This window comes from Clostridium sp. CMCC3677 (genome assembly GCF_023845585.1).
Taxonomy (GTDB): domain Bacteria; phylum Bacillota; class Clostridia; order Clostridiales; family Clostridiaceae; genus Clostridium; species Clostridium aquiflavi.
The window spans coordinates 158,652-181,967 of the sequence record NZ_JAMQHS010000009.1; the positions used below are offsets into that span (position 1 = coordinate 158,652).

General features: G+C 28.2%; 21 protein-coding genes and 1 riboswitch. All 21 genes read left to right on the plus strand.

What is annotated here, in order from left to right:
* Window positions 1-77 precede the first annotated feature (77 nt).
* Window positions 78-884 carry a hypothetical protein gene (locus tag NG901_RS12735; protein ID WP_252215233.1) on the plus strand — a complete coding sequence of 269 codons (807 nt, stop codon included), beginning with the start codon at window positions 78-80 and terminating at the stop codon, window positions 882-884.
* Between the two features lie 283 nt (window positions 885-1,167).
* A complete protein-coding gene (locus NG901_RS12740) occupies window positions 1,168-1,749 on the plus strand; it encodes a zinc dependent phospholipase C family protein (protein ID WP_252215353.1) in 582 nt (193 codons plus the stop codon).
* A 130-nt stretch (window positions 1,750-1,879) separates the two neighbouring features.
* Entirely contained in the window at window positions 1,880-2,245 is a 366-nt protein-coding gene (locus tag NG901_RS12745; RefSeq protein ID WP_252215234.1) for an ArsR/SmtB family transcription factor, read from the plus strand.
* A gap of 17 nt (window positions 2,246-2,262) precedes the next feature.
* Entirely contained in the window at window positions 2,263-4,530 is a 2,268-nt protein-coding gene (locus NG901_RS12750) for a heavy metal translocating P-type ATPase (RefSeq protein ID WP_252215236.1), read from the plus strand.
* A 544-nt stretch (window positions 4,531-5,074) separates the two neighbouring features.
* Entirely contained in the window at window positions 5,075-5,707 is a 633-nt protein-coding gene (locus NG901_RS12755) for a redox-sensing transcriptional repressor Rex (RefSeq protein ID WP_252215239.1), read from the plus strand.
* 348 nt (window positions 5,708-6,055) lie between these two features.
* A complete protein-coding gene (locus NG901_RS12760) occupies window positions 6,056-6,838 on the plus strand; it encodes a short-chain-enoyl-CoA hydratase (RefSeq protein ID WP_252215242.1) in 783 nt (260 codons plus the stop codon).
* Window positions 6,839-6,922: 84 nt separating this feature from the next.
* A complete protein-coding gene (locus NG901_RS12765; RefSeq protein WP_252215245.1) occupies window positions 6,923-8,062 on the plus strand; it encodes an acyl-CoA dehydrogenase in 1,140 nt (379 codons plus the stop codon).
* Between the two features lie 19 nt (window positions 8,063-8,081).
* Window positions 8,082-8,864 carry an electron transfer flavoprotein subunit beta/FixA family protein gene (locus NG901_RS12770; protein WP_252215248.1) on the plus strand — a complete coding sequence of 261 codons (783 nt, stop codon included), beginning with the start codon at window positions 8,082-8,084 and terminating at the stop codon, window positions 8,862-8,864.
* A 22-nt stretch (window positions 8,865-8,886) separates the two neighbouring features.
* Entirely contained in the window at window positions 8,887-9,894 is a 1,008-nt protein-coding gene (locus tag NG901_RS12775; protein WP_252215251.1) for an electron transfer flavoprotein subunit alpha/FixB family protein, read from the plus strand.
* Between the two features lie 102 nt (window positions 9,895-9,996).
* Window positions 9,997-10,845, plus strand: a complete 849-nt coding sequence (locus tag NG901_RS12780) for a 3-hydroxybutyryl-CoA dehydrogenase (protein WP_252215254.1) — start codon at window positions 9,997-9,999, stop codon at window positions 10,843-10,845.
* A 158-nt stretch (window positions 10,846-11,003) separates the two neighbouring features.
* The gene (locus NG901_RS12785; protein WP_252215257.1) at window positions 11,004-11,438 is read left to right on the plus strand and encodes a C-GCAxxG-C-C family (seleno)protein; all 435 of its coding nucleotides are present in this window, start codon (window positions 11,004-11,006) and stop codon (window positions 11,436-11,438) included.
* 259 nt (window positions 11,439-11,697) lie between these two features.
* Complete coding sequence (locus NG901_RS12790; protein WP_252215260.1) at window positions 11,698-12,624, plus strand: DNA-3-methyladenine glycosylase family protein; 927 nt, start codon at window positions 11,698-11,700, stop codon at window positions 12,622-12,624.
* Window positions 12,625-12,794: 170 nt separating this feature from the next.
* The gene (locus NG901_RS12795; RefSeq protein WP_252215261.1) at window positions 12,795-14,279 is read left to right on the plus strand and encodes a 4Fe-4S dicluster domain-containing protein; all 1,485 of its coding nucleotides are present in this window, start codon (window positions 12,795-12,797) and stop codon (window positions 14,277-14,279) included.
* Between the two features lie 197 nt (window positions 14,280-14,476).
* Window positions 14,477-15,172, plus strand: a complete 696-nt coding sequence (locus NG901_RS12800; protein ID WP_252215263.1) for a response regulator transcription factor — start codon at window positions 14,477-14,479, stop codon at window positions 15,170-15,172.
* A 3-nt stretch (window positions 15,173-15,175) separates the two neighbouring features.
* Entirely contained in the window at window positions 15,176-16,585 is a 1,410-nt protein-coding gene (locus NG901_RS12805) for a sensor histidine kinase (RefSeq protein ID WP_252215265.1), read from the plus strand.
* Window positions 16,586-16,614: 29 nt separating this feature from the next.
* Complete coding sequence (locus NG901_RS12810; protein ID WP_252215267.1) at window positions 16,615-17,454, plus strand: DUF3919 family protein; 840 nt, start codon at window positions 16,615-16,617, stop codon at window positions 17,452-17,454.
* Between the two features lie 20 nt (window positions 17,455-17,474).
* Window positions 17,475-18,512: an ABC transporter substrate-binding protein gene (locus NG901_RS12815; RefSeq protein ID WP_252215269.1), complete on the plus strand. Its 1,038-nt coding sequence runs from the start codon at window positions 17,475-17,477 to the stop codon at window positions 18,510-18,512.
* Window positions 18,513-18,925: 413 nt separating this feature from the next.
* Entirely contained in the window at window positions 18,926-19,210 is a 285-nt protein-coding gene (gene groES, locus NG901_RS12820) for a co-chaperone GroES (RefSeq protein WP_252215270.1), read from the plus strand.
* Window positions 19,211-19,223: 13 nt separating this feature from the next.
* On the plus strand, window positions 19,224-20,846 hold the full coding sequence (gene groL, locus NG901_RS12825; RefSeq protein ID WP_252215272.1) for a chaperonin GroEL: 1,623 nt from the start codon (window positions 19,224-19,226) through the stop codon (window positions 20,844-20,846).
* A gap of 215 nt (window positions 20,847-21,061) precedes the next feature.
* Complete coding sequence (locus tag NG901_RS12830; RefSeq protein ID WP_252215274.1) at window positions 21,062-21,466, plus strand: type II secretion system protein; 405 nt, start codon at window positions 21,062-21,064, stop codon at window positions 21,464-21,466.
* A gap of 98 nt (window positions 21,467-21,564) precedes the next feature.
* A riboswitch (purine riboswitch) is annotated at window positions 21,565-21,662 on the plus strand.
* A gap of 140 nt (window positions 21,663-21,802) precedes the next feature.
* A complete protein-coding gene (guaB, locus tag NG901_RS12835; RefSeq protein WP_252215276.1) occupies window positions 21,803-23,257 on the plus strand; it encodes an IMP dehydrogenase in 1,455 nt (484 codons plus the stop codon).
* Window positions 23,258-23,316 lie beyond the last annotated feature (59 nt).

Consider the following 23,316-nt stretch of genomic DNA (forward strand, 5'->3'; position numbering starts at 1 on the left):
TGAACATATAAAAAATAATTCCTTTAGAATGAGAGAAGTTTTCTAATATATTATTAAAATTATAGAAGGAGAGTGTTATGAGTAAATTAAAATTGATAGGTTTGTTAACTGCAGTAGTTATTTCTGTATCATTATATGGTTGTGGAGATACTCATGTTGTAGTAAACAATGAACAGCCTAACAATCAGAAAACTAATACTAATATAGAAGAGTTTATAATATCTGATGGTTGGCATGTTATAGACAGTAAAACTTATTATTATAGAAATAATAATAAACTAATAGGATGGTTTAAGGATGATAATGGTGCTGAACATTATACAGATAGTAATGGAGTTCTAGTTACGGATACAGCAGTTGATGGAAAACATTTGGATAAAAACGGTTTTGTAAAGAAATTGTCATCTAGTTTCAATACACAAAGTAATAATGATTTTACATATAAAACGTACAGAAATAAAAAGTATGGATTTTCTATAGATTATCCTTCTTTCTATAAAATTTGTACATCAAATGATGCTGAAGATGGAGTTATGCTAAGTTCAGATGAAGGGAATAGCACAGAATTTACTGTTTATGGAATAGATAATACACGATTTAAAACAGTTGAAGAAAGTTATAACAATAGTTGTTCATGGATAGGATCTAATATGCAAAATGTTTATAAACAACTATTTTCTGATGGTTTTGTTATATCGTATGATTATTACGATGATTTTACTGATAGAAAACTTGTTTATTATCAATGTACCATGTTCAATAATGGTAAGGAAAATATTTTTACTATCATTTATCCTAAAGCTGAAGAAAATTTCTATGATAATATTGTTACTCATATTTATCATTCATTTAATACACCTGGATTAGGGGTTAGTCATCCATAGAATCAAAAAAATTTAGATAGACTTTAAAGTACTTTTTTTATATATCTATAATAGTGAATTTTTACTTTAATAATTTTATAGTTAAAAAATTATTGAAGCACTTTTGCATTACTATAATATTATAATTAATGTGGTATATAATTCTAAAAATAACATAAAAAATACTTATAAAAGCATTGTAAATTGAATTATATAATATTATTATAAGAATAGATTAACTATTTATTATTAATAAAAAATGTTTTTAATAATAATAATAAGTGAGAGGGTGTGTATAGAATTGATGATCAATACTCATAAAGTTATTGCAGAGAGTATTTTAAATTACACAAATAGTAAGAGTATTTATTTAATCAATGATTATAGATTTATATGGGGTAATATAAAACCAGATTGTGTGCTTAAATATAAAATGATAAAACATTATTTTATTGAGAGTATAGATATTATTATTAAAAAAATTGAAAAGTTATGTTCTCTATCTTTACAAGATGTTTATTATAAAATGTCTGTTAATAAATTTAGTGAAGAACTTGGTGTTATTTGTCACTTTATGTGCGATTTTTTTTGTGCTCCTCATTATTATAGATGGGAATTTAAGAGTACAAGTCAAGTTAAAAATCATGTTATCTATGAAAAAGATTTAGCTAAAATTGCCAAAGAATTCAATTCAAAGGGAATTATAACTTCCAATGTAGATGTAGATAATATTAAAAAATTTATTTACGATTTACAAAATCAATATGACGGCTCTTTAGATTTTAAGAATGATTTAACATATGCCTATTATGTTTGTAATAGTATAGTGAATATGGTTTTAAATAAAGTATTTTTAAATGAGTGCAATTTATCAAAAGTAGTATAATTAGATTGTGATTAAGAAACTTATTTTTATAAGTTTCTTTTTTTAGTTGCATAAATGGAAATATAGGAATATAATATAAAAAAACATATGAATGATTAAACATATGAACAAGTGAACGGAGGAATCGATTATGAATAACGAAAGTAATTTTGTAGAAAGCTGTAAATGTAATATTATACATGAAGATACAGTAATGAAGGTAAAAGACTCATTACCACAAGAAGAAACATTATATGATTTAGCGGAATTCTTTAAGGTTTTTGGAGATTCTACAAGAATTAAAATAATATGTGCATTATTTGAATCGGAATTGTGTGTTTGTGATATGGCAGCTCTTTTAGGAATGACTCAATCAGCCATATCTCATCAATTAAGAACATTAAAATCAGCTAGATTAGTTAAATTTAGAAGAGAAGGAAAAGTAATTTATTATTCATTAGATGATGAACATATAAAACATATATTTGACGAAGGATTTAAACATATTACTGAATAAGGGGGATTAGATTAATTATGGAAAATGAACTTAAACTTTTACTTAAAGGTTTGGATTGTGCTAATTGTGCTAACAAAATTGAAAGAAAAGTCAATGATATAGAAGAGGTTATTGAAGCTAATATGAATTTTTCTTTAGGAAAATTAACTGTTAAATTGCATGAAAATAAGGATAAAGATAAAGTTTTTAATGTTATTAAAGATATAATTAATAAATTAGAACCAGATGTAATTGTAATTCATCAAAAAAATAATTTTAATAATAATTTAAATATAAAAAAATTAGATTATGGTAAAAAATGTAATAAATCTTGTTGTAGTCATGATCATTATTCAGCTCATAATCATATTGCTAAGCAAATACATTCTCATGATAATGAGCATAATCATATTGAAAATATCTCACATAGTCACGAATTAAATGAGAAGACAGGCTTCTTTAATAAAAAGAATTTTTTTTATGAAAATCAAATATTTATAATAGGATTAATTTTATATTTAATTGCTATTTTGTTTAAAGAAAATAGTTATTTAGACATTTCTATATTTGTTCTTAGTTATATTTTAATTGGTGGTGATGTATTAAAAACTGCTTTTAAAAATATTTTAAGAGGTGAAATTTTTGATGAAAATTTCTTGATGACTATAGCAACAGTAGGGGCATTAGCAATAGGTGAATATCCAGAAGCTGTTGGAGTTATGATGTTTTATAAGATAGGGGAATTATTTCAAGGATATGCAGTCAATAAATCAAGAAAATCTATAACATCACTTATGAATATACGTCCAGAGTATGCAAATATAATTACTGAACATGGAGAAAAAAGGGTATCTCCAGAGGAAGTTAAAATTAATGATTTTATAGTTATAAAACCTGGAGAAAGGATACCTCTTGATGGTATAGTAACAGACGGAAAAGGAAGTATAGATACATCAGCATTAACAGGGGAATCACTTCCTAGAGAAGTCAATATAGGTGATGAATTATTATCAGGAAGCATAAACTTAAGTTCAGTTATAAAATTAAAAGTCACTAAAATTTTTAGTGAATCAACAGTGTCTAAAATATTAAACTTAGTAGAAAATTCAAGTAGTAAAAAAGCTAAGACAGAGAAGTTTATTACTAAATTTTCAAGACTATATACTCCAATAGTAGTGTTTTTAGCAATAGCTGTTGCGATAATTCCTCCAATTATAATTCCAGGGCAAGTATTTTCAGATTGGATATATAGAGCATTAATCTTTTTAGTAATATCATGTCCATGTGCACTAGTAATTTCTGTTCCATTAGGACTTTTTGCAGGAATTGGAGGGGCATCTAAAAAGGGGATTTTAATAAAGGGTGGAAACTATATTGAAGTTTTAAAAAATGTTGAAACTATTGTATTTGATAAAACAGGAACTTTAACAAAAGGAGTATTTAAAGTTACAGAAATTAATTCAATAGACATGAATAAAGAAGACTTTTTAAGAATTGTGGCTTTAGGTGAAAGTTTTTCTAATCATCCAATTGCTCAATCAATAGTAAAAGAATTTAAAGGTAAATTAGAAAAGAAACAGGTAGAAAATTATCAAGAATTATCTGGACACGGAGTAAAAGCTACAATTGAAGGGAAAAATGTTATATTAGGTAATTATAAGTTACTTGAAGATAATCATATTAATATAGAAAAAGTAGAAAAAACAGGAACTGTAGTATATGTTGTAATAAATAATAAATATAGTGGGAATATAGTAATAGCAGATCAAATAAAGGAAGATTCAATTGAAGCAATCAAAAAATTAAAAATGATTGGAATAAAGAAAACGGTAATGCTTACAGGTGATAATAAGAGTGTAGCAAACAGTGTTGCAAAAAATATAGGTGTAGATCAAGTGAAGAGTGAGCTTTTACCAGGGGATAAAGTATTAGAGATTGAAAAGTTAATATCTAGTAGCACTTCAAAAGGTAAAGTAATGTTTGTTGGTGATGGAATAAATGATGCACCGGTTCTTGCAAGAGCCGATATAGGTATCGCAATGGGGGGTATAGGATCTGATGCAGCAATAGAAGCAGCAGATGTTGTTCTTATGAAAGATAACCCCTTAGCATTAGTTGATGCAATAAAAATAGCAAAGAAAACTAATTCTATATTATGGCAAAATATAATTTTTGCTCTTGGGGTAAAGATATTTGTATTACTATTAGGTGCATTAGGAATTGCAAATATGTGGGAAGCAGTATTTGCGGATGTAGGTGTTACTTTAATTGCTATATTAAATTCTATGAGGAGTTTAAAAAACTAATTAAATTAAAGGCTCTGTTTTAAATGTGACAATACTCATTTTAGCATTCCTAAGTTCAATTACTCCGCTTACTTTGCTTATGCATATATCAACACTCTGATAAAACAGAGACAAATTAAAAAAAGAGTTATATTTTATAATAAATCATAAAATAATAATAAGAGCAGCTTTTAATGTAGCTGCTCTTAAATTTTTTGAATTTTAATTTAATACTACTATGTAAACATTTTTAATTTTTATAAAAAATAATTATTAAAGATAAGCCTAGAAAAAAATAAAATTTTATATTATGATAAAATATAGGTGATTTTTATATCAACTTATAATTTTGTTTAGATGATAATGATTTACAGGTGTTTTAAGTATGTTGTATATGTGTTTTTAGTAAGTTATTAAAATAACATTTGTGTTATTAACTAGTATGTTAAAATAATATTTTTCTAATACTTTAAAGTTTAGATTTTAAGATTTATTAGAATAAATAGCAATAAATTGGACTTTTAGAGAAAAGATTAAGTATAAATAAAAAATAAGGAGTAATGATATGGATAAAAATAAGAATATATCTATGGCAGTTATAAAGAGATTGCCTAAATATCATAGGTATCTTAATGAACTTATGAAAAATGATGTAGATAGAATATCGTCAAAGGAACTTGGAGAAAAAATAGGGTTTACAGCATCTCAAATCAGACAAGATTTGAATTGTTTTGGCGATTTTGGTCAGCAAGGATATGGGTATAACGTTAAGGAATTATATACGCAAATTAACTCAATATTAGGATTAGATAAGGAATATAATGCTGTTTTAATTGGGGCAGGTAATATAGGGCAGGCAATAGCTAATTATACTAGATTTGATAAATTAGGAATTATGATAACAGCTATTTTTGATGCAAATCCTAAACTTATAGGCATAAAAATTAGAGATATTGAAATTAGGGATATTGATGAATTAGGAAGCTTTCTTAAGTCAGATTCAATAGATATTGGAGTTATATGTGTGCCTAAAAAAAGTGCACAAAAGGTTAGTGATGAATTGATAAATGGAGGAATAAGAGGTATTTGGAATTTTGCACCTATAGATTTGGTTGTGCCAGAAGATGTAAAAGTTGAAAATGTTCATTTAAGTGAGAGTGTATCGACATTGATTTATCAATTACATCAGCAAAGATAGAGTGAGAATTTGAGGGGTTATATAAAAAATATGCTAATAATACAATATTTTATTGCAAATAATAATTATAAGTATTATAATTTAAGAAAAGAAAGATATTGGTTGCATATTTTTTTGCAAGCAATTGTTAATATTATAACAATTGGCGACAATTGTTGACATTATAAGACTATTACAAGCCTTTTATTTTTAAATTTAATTGTTAATATTATAACAATTTTAATTTAAAAATAAATTGTTAAGAATTGTTTAGAATTAATTTTTACCATATCTAAAACCTAAAAATACAAATTTATTTAAGTAAAAAACATAAATTTAAATATATAAGTTTAAGGGAGGATTATAAAGATGGAATTAAAAAATGTAATTCTTGAAAAAGAGGATCATTTAGCAATTGTTACAATTAATAGACCAAAAGCTTTAAATGCATTAAACTCAGAAACATTAAAAGATTTAGACTCAGTTTTAGAAAATTTAGAAAACGATAGCAATATATATGCAGTTATTTTAACTGGTGCAGGAGAAAAATCTTTTGTTGCTGGAGCAGATATATCAGAAATGAAAGACCTTAATGAAGAACAAGGTAGAGAATTTGGAGAATTGGGAAATAAAGTATTCCTAAGATTAGAAAATTTAGACAAACCTGTAATTGCAGCTATTTCAGGATTTGCTTTAGGTGGCGGATGTGAATTATCTATGTCATGTGATATAAGAATAGCTTCAGAAAAAGCAAAATTTGGTCAACCAGAAGCAGGTCTTGGAATAACACCTGGATTTGGTGGAACTCAAAGATTAGCTAGAATAGTAGGACTAGGAAAAGCTAAGGAAATGATTTATACATGCGATATAATCAAAGCAGAAGAAGCTTATAGAATAGGATTAGTTAATAAAGTAGTTTCATTAGAAAGTTTAATGGATGAAGCAAAAGCTATGGCTAATAAAATAATAGCAAACGCTCCAATAGCTGTTAAACTTTGTAAAGATGCAATCAATAGAGGCATGCAAGTTTCTATAGATAAAGCAGTCTTAATTGAAGCTGAAGATTTTGGAAAATGTTTTGCTTCTGAAGATCAAACAGAAGGAATGACTGCATTCTTAGAAAGAAGAGAAAAGAACTTCAAAAATAAATAATATTTATAAAATAAGTTAAAAATCTATTGCAGATTTATATATATTCATCATCAATAGAGTGTAATCAATAAGGAGGGTAATTTAATGAATTTCCAATTAACTAGAGAACAAGAATTAGTACAACAAATGGTTAGAGAATTCGCTGAAAACGAAGTAAAACCAATTGCTGCTGAAGTGGATGAAACTGAAAGATTCCCAATGGAAAACGTTGAAAAAATGGGTAAAATAGGCATGATGGGTATACCATTTGCTAAAGAATTTGGAGGAGCAGGTGGAGATGTTCTTTCATATATAATGACAGTTGAAGAATTGTCAAAAGTGTGTGCAACAACAGGAGTTATAGTTTCAGCTCATACTTCATTATGTGCATCAGTAATAAACGAACATGGTACTCCAGACCAAAAAGCAAAATACTTACCAGATCTTTGTCAAGGTAAGAAAATAGGTGCTTTCGGTTTAACTGAACCAGGTGCTGGAACAGATGCTGCTGGACAACAAACAACAGCTGTATTAGATGGAGATCACTATGTATTAAATGGATCAAAAATCTTCATAACTAATGGTGGAGTTGCTGAAACTTTCATAATCTTCGCTATGACTGATAAGAGCCAAGGAACTAAAGGAATTTCAGCTTTCATAGTTGAAAAATCTTTCCCAGGATTCTCAATCGGTAAATTAGAAGATAAAATGGGAATCAGAGGATCTTCTACTACTGAACTTGTAATGGAAGATTGTATAGTACCAAAAGAAAACTTAATCGGTAAAGAAGGTAAAGGTTTTGGTATAGCAATGAAGACTCTTGATGGAGGAAGAATTGGTATAGCTGCTCAAGCTTTAGGTATCGCAGAAGGTGCTTTTGAAGAAGCTGTTAACTACATGAAAGAAAGAAAACAATTCAGAAGACCATTATCAGCTCAACAAGGTTTACAATGGTATATTGCTGAAATGGACGTTAAGATAGAAGCTGCAAGACATTTAGTATATAAAGCTGCTTGCAAGAAACAAAATGGACAACCATACTCAGTAGATGCTGCAAGAGCTAAGTTATTTGCTGCAGAAGTTGCAATGGATGTTACAACTAAAGCAGTTCAAATCTTTGGTGGATATGGTTACACTAAAGATTATCCAGTAGAAAGAATGATGAGAGATGCTAAGATAACTGAAATTTATGAAGGAACTTCAGAAGTTCAAAAAATGGTTATCGCAGGAAGCATTTTAAGATAATAGAGGGAGGACTTTTATAATGAATATAGTAGTTTGTGTAAAACAAGTTCCAGATACTACAGCTGTAAAGATTGATCCTAAGACTGGTACATTAATAAGAGATGGTGTTCCATCAATTATGAATCCAGAAGATAAGCACGCATTAGAAGGTGCATTACAATTAAAAGAGACTTTAGGTGCAAAGGTAACTGTTATAAGCATGGGTCTTCCAATGGCTAAGGCTACATTAAGAGAAGCACTATGCATGGGAGCTGACGAAGCTATCCTATTAACAGACAGAGCATTAGGAGGAGCAGATACTTTAGCTACTTCAAAAGCATTAGCAGGAGTTATAGCTAAATTAGATTATGATCTAGTATTTGCAGGAAGACAAGCTATCGATGGAGATACTGCTCAAGTTGGACCAGAAATAGCTGAACATTTAAACATACCTCAAGTTACTTATGTTCAAGGCGTTGAAGCTAAGAATGAAGGAACTTTATTAGTAAACAGAGCATTAGAAGATGGATATGAAAAAATTGAAATAAAGACTCCATGTCTATTAACTGCAATTGAAGAATTAAATGAAGCAAGATATATGAATGTTGCAAACATATTCTCAACTAACGATGATCAAATCAAAGTTATGAGTGCAGATGATATAGATGTAGATAAGGCTGAATTAGGACTTAAGGGTTCACCTACAAAGGTTAAAAAGTCAATGACTAAAGAAGTTAAGGGAGCAGGCGAAGTTGTTAACAAGCCAGCTAAAGAAGCAGTAACTTACGTTTTAGGCAAATTACAAGAAAAACACTACATCTAGGATAATAGGAGGGTAATTTATTATGAATATAGCAGATTACAGAGGCGTTTGGGTCTTTGCAGAACAAAGAGAAGGCGAATTACAAAAAGTATCTTTAGAATTACTTGGCGAAGGTAGAAAAATTGCTGATAAGCTAGGAGTTAAGTTAACAGCATTATTATTAGGTAATAATATTGAAAACTTATCTAAAACATTAGCAGAACATGGTGCAGATGAAGTTTTAGTTGCAGATGACAAAAACTTAGAACACTACACTACTGATGCTTATACAAAAGTTATTTGTGATTTAGCAAATGAAAGAAAACCAGGAATATTATTTATAGGAGCTACTTTCATCGGAAGAGATTTAGGTCCTAGAGTTGCAGCTAGATTATCAACTGGATTAACTGCTGACTGTACATCATTAGATGTTGAAGTTGAAGATGGAGCTTTATTAGCTACTAGACCAGCATTCGGTGGTAACTTAATGGCTACAATCGCTTGTCCAGAACATAGACCACAAATGGCTACAGTAAGACCAGGAGTTTTCGGTAAAGTAAATACTGATGGAAGCAAATGTACTGTAGAAAAAGTAGAAGTTAAACTTGCTGATAGTGATGTTAGAACTAAAGTTGTAGAAATCATTAAAGCACACAAAGATGTTGTAGATATATCAGAAGCTAAAATACTTGTTGCTGGTGGTAGAGGAATGGGTTCAAAAGAAAACTTTACTTTATTACAAGAATTAGCAGAAGTTTTAGACGGAACTGTAGCTGGATCAAGAGCTGCTGTTGATAATGGTTGGTTAGAAAGAGATTACCAAGTTGGACAAACTGGTAAGACTGTAAGACCATCAATCTACATTGCTTGTGGTATTTCAGGAGCAATTCAACACGTTGCTGGTATGCAAGAATCAGATATGATTATAGCTATCAACAAAGATGAAACTGCACCAATAATGCAAGTTGCAGATTATGCTATAGTTGGAGATGTTAAGAAGGTTTTACCTGAATTAATAGCTCAAGCTAAAGCTGTAAAGAGTGCTGAATAATTAAAATATTATAGTGTAAAATTATTATAGATTTTAATCCTTCATTAAAAGATATTTCTTTTAATGAAGGATATTTATAAAACATTTAAGGGGGATTTATCAATGAAAAAAGTTTTTGTACTTGGTGCTGGAACAATGGGTGCTGGAATAGTTCAAGCATTCGCACAACATGGTTATGAAGTAATCGTAAGAGATATAAAAGATGAATTTGTTGAAAGAGGAATAGCTGGAATCAACAAAGGTTTAACTAAGCAAGTTGCTAAAGGAAGAATGACTGAAGAAGTTAAAGAAGAAATTCTTTCAAGAATTTCAGGAACTACTGATATGAAATTAGCTGCTGACTGCGATTTAGTAGTAGAAGCTGCTATTGAAAACATGAAAATAAAGAAAGAAATATTTGCTGAATTAGATGGAATCTGTAAGCCAGAAACAATCTTAGCATCTAACACTTCTTCTTTATCAATAACTGAAGTTGCTTCAGCAACTAAGAGAGCTGATAAAGTTATCGGAATGCATTTCTTCAACCCAGCTCCAGTAATGAAGCTTGTTGAAATTATCAGAGGAATGGCTACTTCACAAGAAACTTTCGATGCTATAAAAGAATTAACAGTAGCAATTGAAAAGAATCCAGTAGAAGTTGCAGAAGCTCCAGGATTTGTTGTAAATAGAATATTAATTCCAATGATCAACGAAGGAATTGGAATATTAGCAGAAGGTATAGCTTCAGTTGAAGATATAGATACAGCTATGAAATATGGCGCAAATCATCCAATGGGACCTTTAGCATTAGGAGATCTTATCGGATTAGACGTATGTTTAGCTATCATGGATGTTTTATATAATGAAACAGGAGATACTAAATACAGAGCTCATAGCTTATTAAGAAAATATGTAAGAGCTGGATGGTTAGGAAGAAAGACTGGAAAAGGTTTCTACGACTATTCAAGATAATATTACATTTTTGGACTCAAGCATTATGCTTGGGTCTTTTTTTATTGTTTAGGAATTTATATTTAATTTTACTTTTGTGTGAATTTTTGTCTTTAAGTAATATATTAAAGTGATATAATGTATTAAGAAAGAATTATTTTCTACAAGGAGCGTTTTAAATGTTAAAAGAAACAGCAATAAAATATTGGGATGATAAATACGATTTAAATTGTGCAGAGTGCTTAATATATGCATCAAATGAAGAATATGATTTGAATTTATCTGACGATGCACTGAAGACAATGGCGGCTTTTGGTGGAGGAATGGCTATAGGGGATGTATGTGGAGTTATTTCTGGAGCTATAGCTGTAATTGGAATTATGTTTACAGATGTAAGTGGACATAGGAGTCCAGTTGTTAAAGAGATGACTACAGACTTTATAAATAAATTTAAAAATAAGCTTGGAAGTAATAATTGTATTGAATTAAGGAAAGAATATAGAAAGTCTAAAAAAGAAGGAACTTGTATAGTTATGGTTGAAACTGCAGCAGATATTCTTGAAGGTATTGTAAATATATATGCTGATTTTAGATTAAATTCTAAGAGGCGCTAATTTAAAAATAAGACTCTGTTTTAGAAAAATGTTGATATATGCAATAGGTAAAGTGGCATTGTAATTGTACTTTTAGAACTCTTAATGAGTATTATCATATTTACTGCTTGTCTCAATTCTATATTGAGAGCAAGCTAAAATTGGACTATATTCATTTTAGTCTTCTTAAGTTCAATTACTCCGTCCATTTTACTTATGCATATATCAACACATATTAAAAACAGAGTTGTACTGTAAATAGAGAGGAGAATCTTATTTAATGGATTATAAAAGTATAGAGACTAGCAAAAATGGTGTAATTATAAGAGGGGTTAAAAATTTTAAGCTAAAACATATTTTTGAATGTGGTCAAGTTTTTAGATTTGAAGAAATTGAAGAGGATAATTTTATAGTCATTGCATTTGGTAAATTAATTGAATTAGTTCAAAAAAATGATAATGTATTTATATATAATACAACGGAAGAAGAGTTTAAAGAAATATGGTTAAATTATTTTGATTTAGATAGGGATTATTCTCTTATAAAAGAAGAATTATCTAAAGATGAATTATTAAAACAAAGCATAGAATTTGGAAGTGGTGTTAGAGTTTTAAATCAAGATCCATTTGAAATGCTTATTAGCTTTATAATTTCAGCTAGGAATAGTATTCCATCTATAAGAAAGACAGTAAATAAAATATCAGAACAATGGGGAAGCAAAATTGAATACAAAGGAAAAGTATATTATGCATTTCCTACAATAGAACAAATAAAAGATGCTAAATTAGATGAGATAAAAGAAACAGGGGCATCATTTAGAAGTAAGTATTTATTAGATACAATTGAAAATATATATAAGTCTATTAATAATGACCCAAAATCATCAGATGATGAAAGAAATATATTAAATAAATATGATTTAAATTATATAAGAAGTTTAAGTGATGATGACTGCCATACAGCTCTTCAAGAATTTAAAGGAGTTGGTGCAAAGGTAGCTGATTGTATAATGTTGTTTTCAATGGGAAAAACATCAGCTTTTCCAGTAGATGTTTGGGTTAAACGTGCAATGATGCATTTTTATAATGCAGAAGAAGGCTCATTAAATAAAATTAGAGTATTTGCAAGAAATAAATTTGGAAAGTTATCAGGATTTGCCCAACAATACTTATTTTATTATGCAAGAGAAAATAATATAAAGGTATAGAAATTAATAGTTAAGGGTTATTTATATAATAACTTTAATTTGGTAAGTTTTATAGCAAATTCAGAAAAATTTGAATAATATGATTATGACATGAATCTAATTAGTACTATGGTATAATTATCCTATCATTACATTAATATAATAATTTGCTGGGAGAGTGTGTGCGTAATATGTTCAAATTTGAAAATCAACTTATAAAGTTAAAACATGAAGTATTAAGTAATATTGTAAGATTAGCTAAAGAAGATAAAATAACTAAAGAAAATCTAGATAGAATACCTTACGATATGTTACCAGGGGATGAACCTCAATACAGAGAAAGTGTAATACATGAAAGAGAAGTATTATTAGAAAGATTGAAACTAGCAGCTGGATTTATTCCAAATGGAAAAGGTACAGATGAATTAATTAACATAGAAGATGAAAAACAAATATTATATGTTATAAAGAATGCATGTGATATGTGTCCAACTAAAAAGTTTGAAGTAACTGATGCGTGTAGAAATTGTATAGCACATAAATGTCAAAGTGTTTGTAATTTTGGAGCTATTACTTATGTAGATGGTAAAGCTTATATAGATCCTGATAAATGTAAAGAATGCGGAATGTGTAAAAAAGCATGTCCTTATGATGCTATTGCAGAAGATATGAGACCTTGTAAAAGATCTTGCCCAACTGGAGCATTAGATATTAATAGTGATAAGAGAGCCATGATAAAACAAGAAAAATGTGTTAATTGTGGTGCTTGTATGGCTGCATGTCCTTTTGGTGCATTAGAAGATAAAAGTCTTTTAGTTAAAGTTGTTAAAGAATTAACTAACACTGGAAATTTATATGCTGTTGTGGCTCCAGCAATAACTGGGCAATTAGGTCCAAAAACAACTTATGGACAAGTTAAAAATGCAATAAAGAAATTAGGATTTACAGATATGGTAGAGGCAGCGTGTGGTGCTGATGCAGTAACTGTACATGAAAGTAATGAATTTGTTCACAGAATGGAGAATGGAGACCCATACATGACTAATTCATGTTGTCCAGGATTTTTAAGTTATATAGAAAAAATGATGCCAGATCAAGTAGAGAGAATATCAGAAACAGTTTCTCCAATGGTTGCAGCAGGAAGGTTTATAAAGGCTAATGATAAAGACGCAAAAGTAGTATTCATTGGACCATGTACTGCAAAAAAATCAGAAATTTTAAGAGACTCGATAAAGGATGCTGTTGATTATGTATTAACATTTGAGGAATTATTAGCATTATTCGAAGGATTTGATATAGATCCAATTAACTTTGATGACATTGTTGTTGATGAAGCTTCAATCTTTGGTAGAGGATTTGGAGTTGGTGGTGGTTTAACTGCTGCTATTGAAAATTATATAAAAGATAAAGGGATAGAGTGTGATTTTAAACCAGTTAAAGTTTCTGGTGGAGCTGATATAAAGAAAACTATGATGATGGCCAAAATGGGGAGATTATCTGGAAACTTCATAGAAGGAATGATGTGTGAAGGTGGATGTATTAATGGGTCAGGAAAAATATTATCACCAATGAAAGCTAAAGCATCATTTAACAAAATTAATCAGCAAGCAAGCATGAAAAATGTATTGGAAAATTCTAAAATAGATGATTATAAAGATATAAATTTAGAAAGATAGAGTTTAATTCAAAAAAGAAGCCCTTTTAGGACTTCTTTTTTTGTGAATAAATTGGTAATTATATGTAAAGAAAAAACGTAATTATATATTTTTTAAACTAAAATATTAAAAAATATTCATTAAGTAAAAAAAAAGTTACTATATAATTATTAAAAGGTGTATTATATAAATTATAGGTATGTTTAGGGGGTAGATTTATGAAAATTTTGTTGGTTGATGATGAAGAATCAATATTAAATTTAATAAAAATGAATCTTATATTTGAAAATTATGAAGTAATAACTGCGGAGTGTGGAATAGATGCCATAAACCTATTTAAAAGTGAATCTCCTGATTTAATTGTATTAGATCTAATGCTTCCTGACAAAGATGGGTTTGAAGTTATACATGAATTTCAAGGTATAAATAGTGAAGTTCCAATTATTATACTTAGTGCAAGAGATCAATTAAATAATAAGCTTTTAGGTCTTCAGCTTGGAGCTGATGATTATATAACAAAACCATTTGACAGTAGAGAACTTATATTAAGGATTAGAGCTATATCTAGAAGAATAAATAAAGCTAAGGCCATTGGAAAAAATGAAGTTAAAAATAAAACAAATGATATTATAGAAAAAGGGTTTATAAAAATAATTGTTCCGGAAAGAAGAGTTTTTATTGAGGAAAAAGAGGTTATATTTACACATATAGAATTTGAAATAATTTTATTAATGGTGCAAAATCCATATAAAGTTTTTACAAGAGAAGAATTATTGGACAAGATATGGGGGTATAGTTTTGTAGGAAATACTAGAGCTGTGGACATTCATATAAAGAGAATTAGACAAAAGCTCGCAGGAAATGAAGACGTTATAAAAACAATATATGGAGTAGGATATAGGTTAGAGGTATAATAGATGAATTTGGGTATTAAAGGAAAAATAGTAATAATGAATATAGTTGTACTGATAATAGCTATATTAAGTATATATGCAGTAACAATTTATACTCTGTATAGTAGAGTAATAAATAATTCAATAGATATGCTAAAAAAAGAAAGTTATACAAGTCAATCATTTATTATGAAATATTTAGAGACGGAAGATGATTTTCATGTAGAAAACGTTTTGAATGAGATGAGCCCTTTTATTGCAACATACTTATCTAATGGTTGTAAATTTAGGGTTCAAATTTATAATAATTCATCTTTAATTGGAGATTCAGACAATTATCCTAATATAAGCAAAGATGATGATGTGGTAACAGCATTAAAAGGAAATAAATCATATATTATAAGAAGAATTGAAGAATCTTCTTACATACTCTTTTCAAGCCCGATTTATTATTCAGATGGTACTATAGGGTGTATAAGATATGTATATGATCTTGATAATGAAAATACAATTATAACTAATACGATTCTTAGTATGGTTTTATTTGCTATAGTAGCAATAATATTTTCTAGTATAATGAGTAATTCATTTTCTAATAGAATAGTTAGACCAATAGTTAGTCTGAAAAATATTGCAAGGAAAGTATCATTTGGAGACTTTTCTAAGAAAATTAGTATAAATAGTAAAGACGAGATAGAAGATTTGTCTAATTCTTTTAATATAATGTCTAATAATATAGAAATAATGATTGAAAATTTAAAAGAAGAAAAAGACACTCAAAAGAGGTTTTTGGATAATGTCACTCATGAATTTAAAACTCCATTAGCAGCAATTCTAGGATATTCAGATTTGTTACTAAGAGTAAAAGAAAAAAAAGATATTGAACAATGTGTAAAATATATAGTGCAAAGTAGTAATAGATTATTAAAACTTGTTGAACAACTTCTTGATTTATCAAGACTTAATAAAAATGAAATAGAAATAAAAAATGAAAATGTTGATATAAAATCTGTGGTTGAAAGTGCTGCAATAATGTTAAATCCTAGAATGAGTAAATTTGGGATTAAACTTAATATGAATTTAGTTAGCAAAAATGTTTATGCAGATAAAGAAAAAACAGAACAAGTTATACTTAATTTATTAGATAATGCAATTAAATATAGTGAATGTACTGAGATAAATATATATATGGAATATAATGAATCTTATGTAATAATATATATTATTGACAATGGACAAGGTATACCAAAAGAAGATTTAAAAAATGTATTTGAAAATTTTTATACAGCACATAAAGCATTACAAAAAAAATATGGTGGAAGTGGACTAGGATTATCAATATGTAAAGAATTTATGGAAAAGCAATCTGGAAAAATTGAAATAAGTAGCTTAAATGGAACTACTGTAAAATTAAGTTTCAAACATGCAATTTAAAATTATACAAAGTAGGGTGAAACAAATTTATGATAAACTTTAACTACAAGATAGTTATAAATCTATTTGTTATACTAGTTATATTGTTAGCTAGTATATATGTATATTTAAAAAGTAGCATTTATAACAATTTAATTATTTTAGATGATAAAGAACAGGTTATGCAGCATTCAAGTCATTCAATACCTGTTAAAGTAGAACTATATAGTAAAAGATGGGGTAAGCTAGTTATAAATTCTAATGATGAAATAAAAGAGTTTTGGAACATAGTTGAATCTATGCCTAAAAGTAATAATTTTTATAATTCAAAAATAGAAAATTCTTTTAATGAAATAACAGGTACTATATATTATTTGGATGGTGAAAAAGGTACATTATATTTAAATAATACTCTTAGAATAGATGATATTTATTATGGTGGTAATGAAAGTTCTGCATATATAAATAGAATTAAAAATTACATTAATGATATTTTCTGTACACCATCAGTATTATCAGAACTTATAAATGATAAGAATAAAATAACCATTGTAGATATTTATAATAATACTAAAAAGTGTGGTAGTAATGATAAAATTTTAATAAAAGATGAAGTTATGAATTTAAAAAGAATTACAGATAATAAAAAATTAGAATGGGCTGTAGCTAATAAGGGCGATTTGAATTATCATATTAGAATTTACAGAGAAGAATCTGAGGAATTTTATGATAATAAAATAGAAGATGATATAAATAGTTATGATGTAATAAGTCTTGATATTTATGAGAATGATTATGTAATTGTTAGAGATTATGGTGATGAAATAGTAAATTCCTTCTATATGGAGGGAGATTTGAATAATATATGTAACAACTTGTTTAATCAGTAATATTTATTGGAGGTAAAAATATGTTAAATAAAAGAAGGGGTATTTTATTAATATTTATTTTACTTATGCTTTGTATTCTTAATGGATGCTCTAATAATATGTCTAGTAGTAAGGAACTACCAAATCTTAAAAATGATAATTTGGTAGTTTATGTTGCGTTTAATGAAGATGAAGCTAAAGTTTTACTTGATGGATTTAAAGAAAAAACTGGGTGCAATTATACATTTTTAAGATATCCAACAGAAGAACTAGCTGATAAGATTAATAATAAAGAAATTTTAGGAGAAGCAGATATATTTTTAGGGGGAACAGCTGATGCTGTTGAACTATTAAAAATGAATGATTGTCTAGAAAAATATACTATAAACAGTTCAAGTGAAATCCCTATAGAGTATATGGATAGTGATGGGTATTGGATAGGATTATACGTTGAGGCTTTATCTATAGCTATAAATGAAGAAAGATGGAATGAAGAATTTAAAGATGTTGAGAAACCTAAAACAATAGAGGAACTAATAAATCCTAAATTTAAAGGTGAGATAGTACTTGCTGATCCAAGGACATCAGGAACAGGATATACTTTTTTATCTTACTTAGTACAAACTATGGGAAAAGATAATGCATTGGAATTTTTTAAGAAGTTGAAAAATAATGTAGGGAAATTTACTGATAGTGGATTTACGCCAGCTAAAAAAGTTGGAGTGGGGGAATATTTAATAACGGTAAACTTTATAAATCAACAACTTATAGTTAGAAATTCAGGATTTAATGTAGAATCTATTGTTCCAGAAAATACAGGATGGACAATATGTCCTATAGCTAAAATAAAGGATGGAAAGAATAAGAAGGCTTCTGAAGCGTTTATGAATTACTGTGTAACTAAAGAAGCAGGGATATCGCTTAAAGATTTTTCTATGGGATTTTCAACAATACCAGGTGTTAATTATCCTAACATAGAAAAAGATTTTACTTCATACAAATTGAGTAAAGAATATGATTTTAAAAAAGCAGCTAAAGATAGAAAAGAATTATTAGAAGATTTAGAAGAAATAATGTGATAAGAAAATTAGGATATTAAATAAAATCATTGATATATTTAATATCCTAATTTATCGTTAAGCTAATGATGCCTTAAATATTAATGTATATATTAATTGTTAGAAGTAAAAACTAATTAATAGGCTAGTTTTATTAATAAAAATACAATGAAACAATAAAATACATAAATAGAAATAATACACAAAAACATATTATTGAAATTAAAAAAGAAAATAAGAGAAAATATAAGTAAATAGGAGCAATATATATATAATTACAAATTTTAAACTTATAAAGCTATATAATATTATAAAAAATATTTGAATTATATGGTCATAAAGGATATTATAATAATTGTATTAGCACTCAATGCTATCGAGTGCTAATAGTTAATTAAAAAATATTTAATATTTAAAATATAGGAGGGACTTATATGAGAATAAAACCACTTGGAAATAGAGTAGTAATCAAGAGATTAGAAGCAGAAGAAAAGACAAAGAGCGGTATAGTTTTAACTGGAACTGCTAAAGAAGTACCACAAGAAGCAGAAGTTGTAGCAGTAGGTCCAGGAAGTATTGTTGATGGTACAAAAATAGAAATGGAAGTTAAAGTAGGAGATAAGGTTTTATATTCTAAATATTCTGGTACTGAAGTAAAATTAGACGGTGAAGAATATATGATATTAAAACAAGATGATATATTAGCAATAGTTGAATAGGAGAGTGGTATAAATGGCAAAGATGTTGAAATTTGGAGAAGATGCAAGAAGATCTATGCAAGTTGGAGTTGATAAACTTGCTGATACAGTTAAGGTAACATTAGGACCAAAAGGGAGAAACGTTGTTTTAGACAAGAAATTTGGTTCACCATTAATAACTAATGATGGTGTTTCTATTGCAAGAGAAATAGAATTGGAAGATCCATATGAAAATATGGGAGCTCAACTAGTTAAAGAAGTAGCAACAAAGACCAATGATGTTGCAGGAGATGGTACAACAACAGCAACTTTATTAGCTCAAGCTATTATTAGAGAAGGTTTAAAGAATGTTACTGCAGGGGCTAATCCTATGTTAATTAGAAATGGTATAAGAATGGCTGTTGAAAAAGCAGTAGAAGAAATTAAGAAAATTTCTAAGCCAGTAGAAGGAAAAGAAGATATAGCAAGAGTTGCAGCTATTTCAGCAGCAGATGAAGAAATTGGTAAGTTAATAGCTGATGCTATGGAAAAAGTAGGTAATGAGGGTGTTATTACAATAGAAGAATCTAAATCTATGGGAACAGAATTAGATGTAGTTGAAGGTATGCAATTTGATAGAGGATATGTATCACCTTATATGTCTACAGATACAGAAAAGATGGAAGCTATATTAGATAATCCATATATTTTAATAACTGATAAGAAGATTTCAAATATTCAAGAAATATTACCTATATTAGAACAAATAGTTCAATGTGGTAAGAAATTATTGATTATAGCTGAAGACATTGAAGGCGAAGCTATGGCAACATTAGTTGTAAATAAATTAAGAGGAACATTTACTTGTGTAGCTGTAAAAGCACCGGGCTTTGGTGATAGAAGAAAAGAAATGCTTCAAGATATAGCTATATTAACAGGTGGAACAGTAATTGCTGAAGAATTAGGAAGAGATTTAAAAGAAGTTACTCTTGACATGCTTGGTCAAGCAGAGAGTGTTAAAGTAAGTAAAGACAATACTGTTGTTGTTAATGGTAAAGGTAATCCTGAAAACATAAAAGATAGAATATCACAAATAAAAGCTCAAATAGAAGAAACTTCTTCTGAATTTGATAAAGAAAAATTACAAGAAAGATTAGCTAAGCTTGCTGGTGGAGTTGCTGTAATCAAAGTCGGTGCTGCAACTGAAACAGAATTAAAAGAAAGAAAGCTTAGAATAGAAGATGCTTTAGCTGCTACAAAAGCTGCAGTTGAAGAAGGAATAGTACCAGGTGGCGGAACTGCATATATTAATGTAATAAAAGAAGTTGAAAAATTAACATCTGATGTTCAAGATACAGAACTTGGTATAAAAATAATTGTAAAATCATTAGAAGAACCATTAAGACAAATAGCTAGTAATGCTGGAGTTGAAGGATCTGTTATTATAGAAAAAGTTAAAAATAGTGAAGTAGGAACTGGATATGATGCTCTATATGGAAAATATGTAAATATGATAAAGACTGGTATTGTTGACCCAACTAAGGTTACAAGATCAGCTTTACAAAATGCAGCATCAGTATCAGCAACATTCTTAACAACAGAAGCTGCAGTTGCTGATATTCCTCAAAAAGAACCAGCAATGCCAGCACCAGGAATGGGAATGGACGGCATGTATTAATGTAATAAAAAGAGACTACCTAACTTTGGTAGTCTCTTTTGTGTATAGAAAATTATATAACTTTTTAAGATTGAAAAGCTGATGAAATCTAGTTTTAGGTAAGTATTTATTTGAAAATAGCTTTATTTAGAGATATATTAACAAAATTTGTATATTAACTAACTTAGATAGCAATAATTAAAATAATTATATTTTAATTATTGGAGGATAATATTATGAAAAACAAATTTTGTTTAAATGATAAGTATAAGAAGAATAAGGGATTTACTTTATTGGAACTTATAGCAGTAATGGCTATTATAACAATCTTAGCAACTGCTATTTTACCTAAAGTAACTGGATATATAAATGAAGCTAAAAAAACTAAGGTCTTAGATCAATGTAGAAAAGTTGTAATGGCAGTAGAATCATATAATTTAACACATTCGTCCAATTATGAAAAAACTAAAAATATATCTAATATTAAAGAAGATAAAAGTGTAAATAAATATTTAGAAGGTGTTGAATTTAATAATTTGGATTTAACTACAACAATTCAAAATTGTTATGATGTGTTAAATGGAAAAGAATTTAAATTAAAAACGGATAGTGAAATATTAGATTTATCTACAATTAATTAATGAAATCGGTTAAATAAAATAATTTTTCTATTTTTGCAATTTTAATTTCAATTTCATTGACTTTGGGCATAGCATACATTATAATATTTTTAATCAAACAAAGAAAATATTTTAAAACTCGTATATACCTTGGATATGGCAAGGAGTATCTACCGGAAACCTTAAATTTCTGACTATGAGTGATATTAATATATTAGTATATTTAAAATATATTAACGTATTAACTTCACTTACGGGGTTGATGCGTTTTTTTTTATACATAAAAATATGAAAAAAATGCAAGAAAAAATTCATAAAACAAAAAATATGAAATATAAAAATCAAGGGGGCATAATTATGGCTACAATAATAAAAACAGCTTATACATTTGATGATGTATTATTAGTACCTAATAAATCAGAAATATTACCTAGAGAGGTAAGTGTAAAGACAAAATTAACTAAGAAAATATCTTTAAATATACCTTTAATGAGTGCTGCAATGGATACAGTAACAGAATCTAAAATGGCTATTGCCATGGCAAGAGAAGGTGGAATCGGAATTATCCATAAAAACATGAGCATAGATGAGCAAGCAAAAGAAGTAGATAAGGTAAAAAGACAAGAAAATGGAATCATAACTGATCCAATATTTTTATCAAAAGAAAATACACTTCAAGATGCTGAAAACTTAATGGCTCAATATAGGATATCTGGAGTACCTATAACTGAAAATGGTAAATTAGTGGGTATACTTACAAATAGAGATGTGACTTTTGAAACTGATTTTACTAAAAAAATATCTGAAGTTATGACAAAAGAAAACTTAATTACAGCTCCAGAGAATACTTCTATTAATGAGGCAAAGGAAATTTTAAAGAAACATAAAATAGAGAAATTACCTTTAGTTGATTCAGAAGGAAATTTAAAGGGATTAATAACAATTAAAGATATTGATAAAGCTAAACAATTCCCTAATGCTGCAAAAGATGAAAATGGTAGATTATTATGTGGAGCTACTGTTGGTGTTACAGCAGACATGATGGATAGAGTAGATGCATTAGTAAAAGCTAAAGTAGATGTTATTACAGTAGATACTGCTCATGGTCATTCAAGAGGAGTTATGGAAGCTGTTAAACAAATAAAAAATAAGCATCCAGAATTACAAGTTATAGCTGGAAATGTTGCTACAGCAGAAGCAACAGAAGATTTAATAAAAGCTGGAGCAGATTGTGTTAAAGTAGGTATAGGTCCTGGATCTATATGTACTACAAGAGTAGTTGCGGGCGTTGGAGTACCTCAATTAACTGCTGTTATGGACTGTGCAGAAGTTGGTAAAAAATATGGAATTCCAGTAATTGCTGATGGTGGATTAAAGTACTCTGGGGATATAGTAAAAGCTTTATCAGCAGGTGCATCTGTAGCAATGATGGGATCATTGTTTGCAGGTTGTGAAGAAGCACCAGGCGAAATGGAAATATATCAAGGAAGAAGTTATAAAGTATATAGAGGAATGGGTTCATTAGCAGCTATGGCTTGTGGATCAAAAGATAGATATTTCCAAGATGGAAACAAAAAGTTAGTACCAGAAGGTGTTGAAGGTAGAGTAGCGTATAAAGGATATGTTTCAGATACAATATTCCAATTAATAGGTGGAATAAAATCAGGAATGGGATATTTAGGTTCAAAGGATTTAGATACTTTATATGAAACTGCTAGATTTGTTGTTCAAACAGCATCAGGATATAGAGAAAGTCATCCACATGATATAAATATAACTAAGGAAGCTCCAAATTATAGTGTAGGACAATAAAAAATATATATAATTATTAATTTTTATTGAGTAATGTTCTTAGTTGTTAGATAATTAAA

Excerpts from the sequence above, each read along its gene's own strand:
- NG901_RS12800 (WP_252215263.1), top strand. The coding sequence starts at position 14,477 with ATGAAAATTTTGTTGGTTGATGATGAAGAATCAATATTAAATTTAATA.
- NG901_RS12780 (WP_252215254.1), top strand. The coding sequence starts at position 9,997 with ATGAAAAAAGTTTTTGTACTTGGTGCTGGAACAATGGGTGCTGGAATA.
- groL (WP_252215272.1), top strand. The coding sequence starts at position 19,224 with ATGGCAAAGATGTTGAAATTTGGAGAAGATGCAAGAAGATCTATGCAA.
- NG901_RS12755 (WP_252215239.1), top strand. The coding sequence starts at position 5,075 with ATGGATAAAAATAAGAATATATCTATGGCAGTTATAAAGAGATTGCCT.
- NG901_RS12750 (WP_252215236.1), top strand. The coding sequence starts at position 2,263 with ATGGAAAATGAACTTAAACTTTTACTTAAAGGTTTGGATTGTGCTAAT.
- NG901_RS12765 (WP_252215245.1), top strand. The coding sequence starts at position 6,923 with ATGAATTTCCAATTAACTAGAGAACAAGAATTAGTACAACAAATGGTT.
- groES (WP_252215270.1), top strand. The coding sequence starts at position 18,926 with ATGAGAATAAAACCACTTGGAAATAGAGTAGTAATCAAGAGATTAGAA.
- NG901_RS12770 (WP_252215248.1), top strand. The coding sequence starts at position 8,082 with ATGAATATAGTAGTTTGTGTAAAACAAGTTCCAGATACTACAGCTGTA.
- NG901_RS12740 (WP_252215353.1), top strand. The coding sequence starts at position 1,168 with ATGATCAATACTCATAAAGTTATTGCAGAGAGTATTTTAAATTACACA.
- NG901_RS12830 (WP_252215274.1), top strand. The coding sequence starts at position 21,062 with ATGAAAAACAAATTTTGTTTAAATGATAAGTATAAGAAGAATAAGGGA.
- NG901_RS12815 (WP_252215269.1), top strand. The coding sequence starts at position 17,475 with ATGTTAAATAAAAGAAGGGGTATTTTATTAATATTTATTTTACTTATG.
- NG901_RS12760 (WP_252215242.1), top strand. The coding sequence starts at position 6,056 with ATGGAATTAAAAAATGTAATTCTTGAAAAAGAGGATCATTTAGCAATT.
- NG901_RS12775 (WP_252215251.1), top strand. The coding sequence starts at position 8,887 with ATGAATATAGCAGATTACAGAGGCGTTTGGGTCTTTGCAGAACAAAGA.
- NG901_RS12745 (WP_252215234.1), top strand. The coding sequence starts at position 1,880 with ATGAATAACGAAAGTAATTTTGTAGAAAGCTGTAAATGTAATATTATA.
- NG901_RS12795 (WP_252215261.1), top strand. The coding sequence starts at position 12,795 with ATGTTCAAATTTGAAAATCAACTTATAAAGTTAAAACATGAAGTATTA.
- NG901_RS12785 (WP_252215257.1), top strand. The coding sequence starts at position 11,004 with ATGTTAAAAGAAACAGCAATAAAATATTGGGATGATAAATACGATTTA.
- NG901_RS12805 (WP_252215265.1), top strand. The coding sequence starts at position 15,176 with ATGAATTTGGGTATTAAAGGAAAAATAGTAATAATGAATATAGTTGTA.
- NG901_RS12810 (WP_252215267.1), top strand. The coding sequence starts at position 16,615 with ATGATAAACTTTAACTACAAGATAGTTATAAATCTATTTGTTATACTA.
- NG901_RS12790 (WP_252215260.1), top strand. The coding sequence starts at position 11,698 with ATGGATTATAAAAGTATAGAGACTAGCAAAAATGGTGTAATTATAAGA.
- NG901_RS12735 (WP_252215233.1), top strand. The coding sequence starts at position 78 with ATGAGTAAATTAAAATTGATAGGTTTGTTAACTGCAGTAGTTATTTCT.
- guaB (WP_252215276.1), top strand. The coding sequence starts at position 21,803 with ATGGCTACAATAATAAAAACAGCTTATACATTTGATGATGTATTATTA.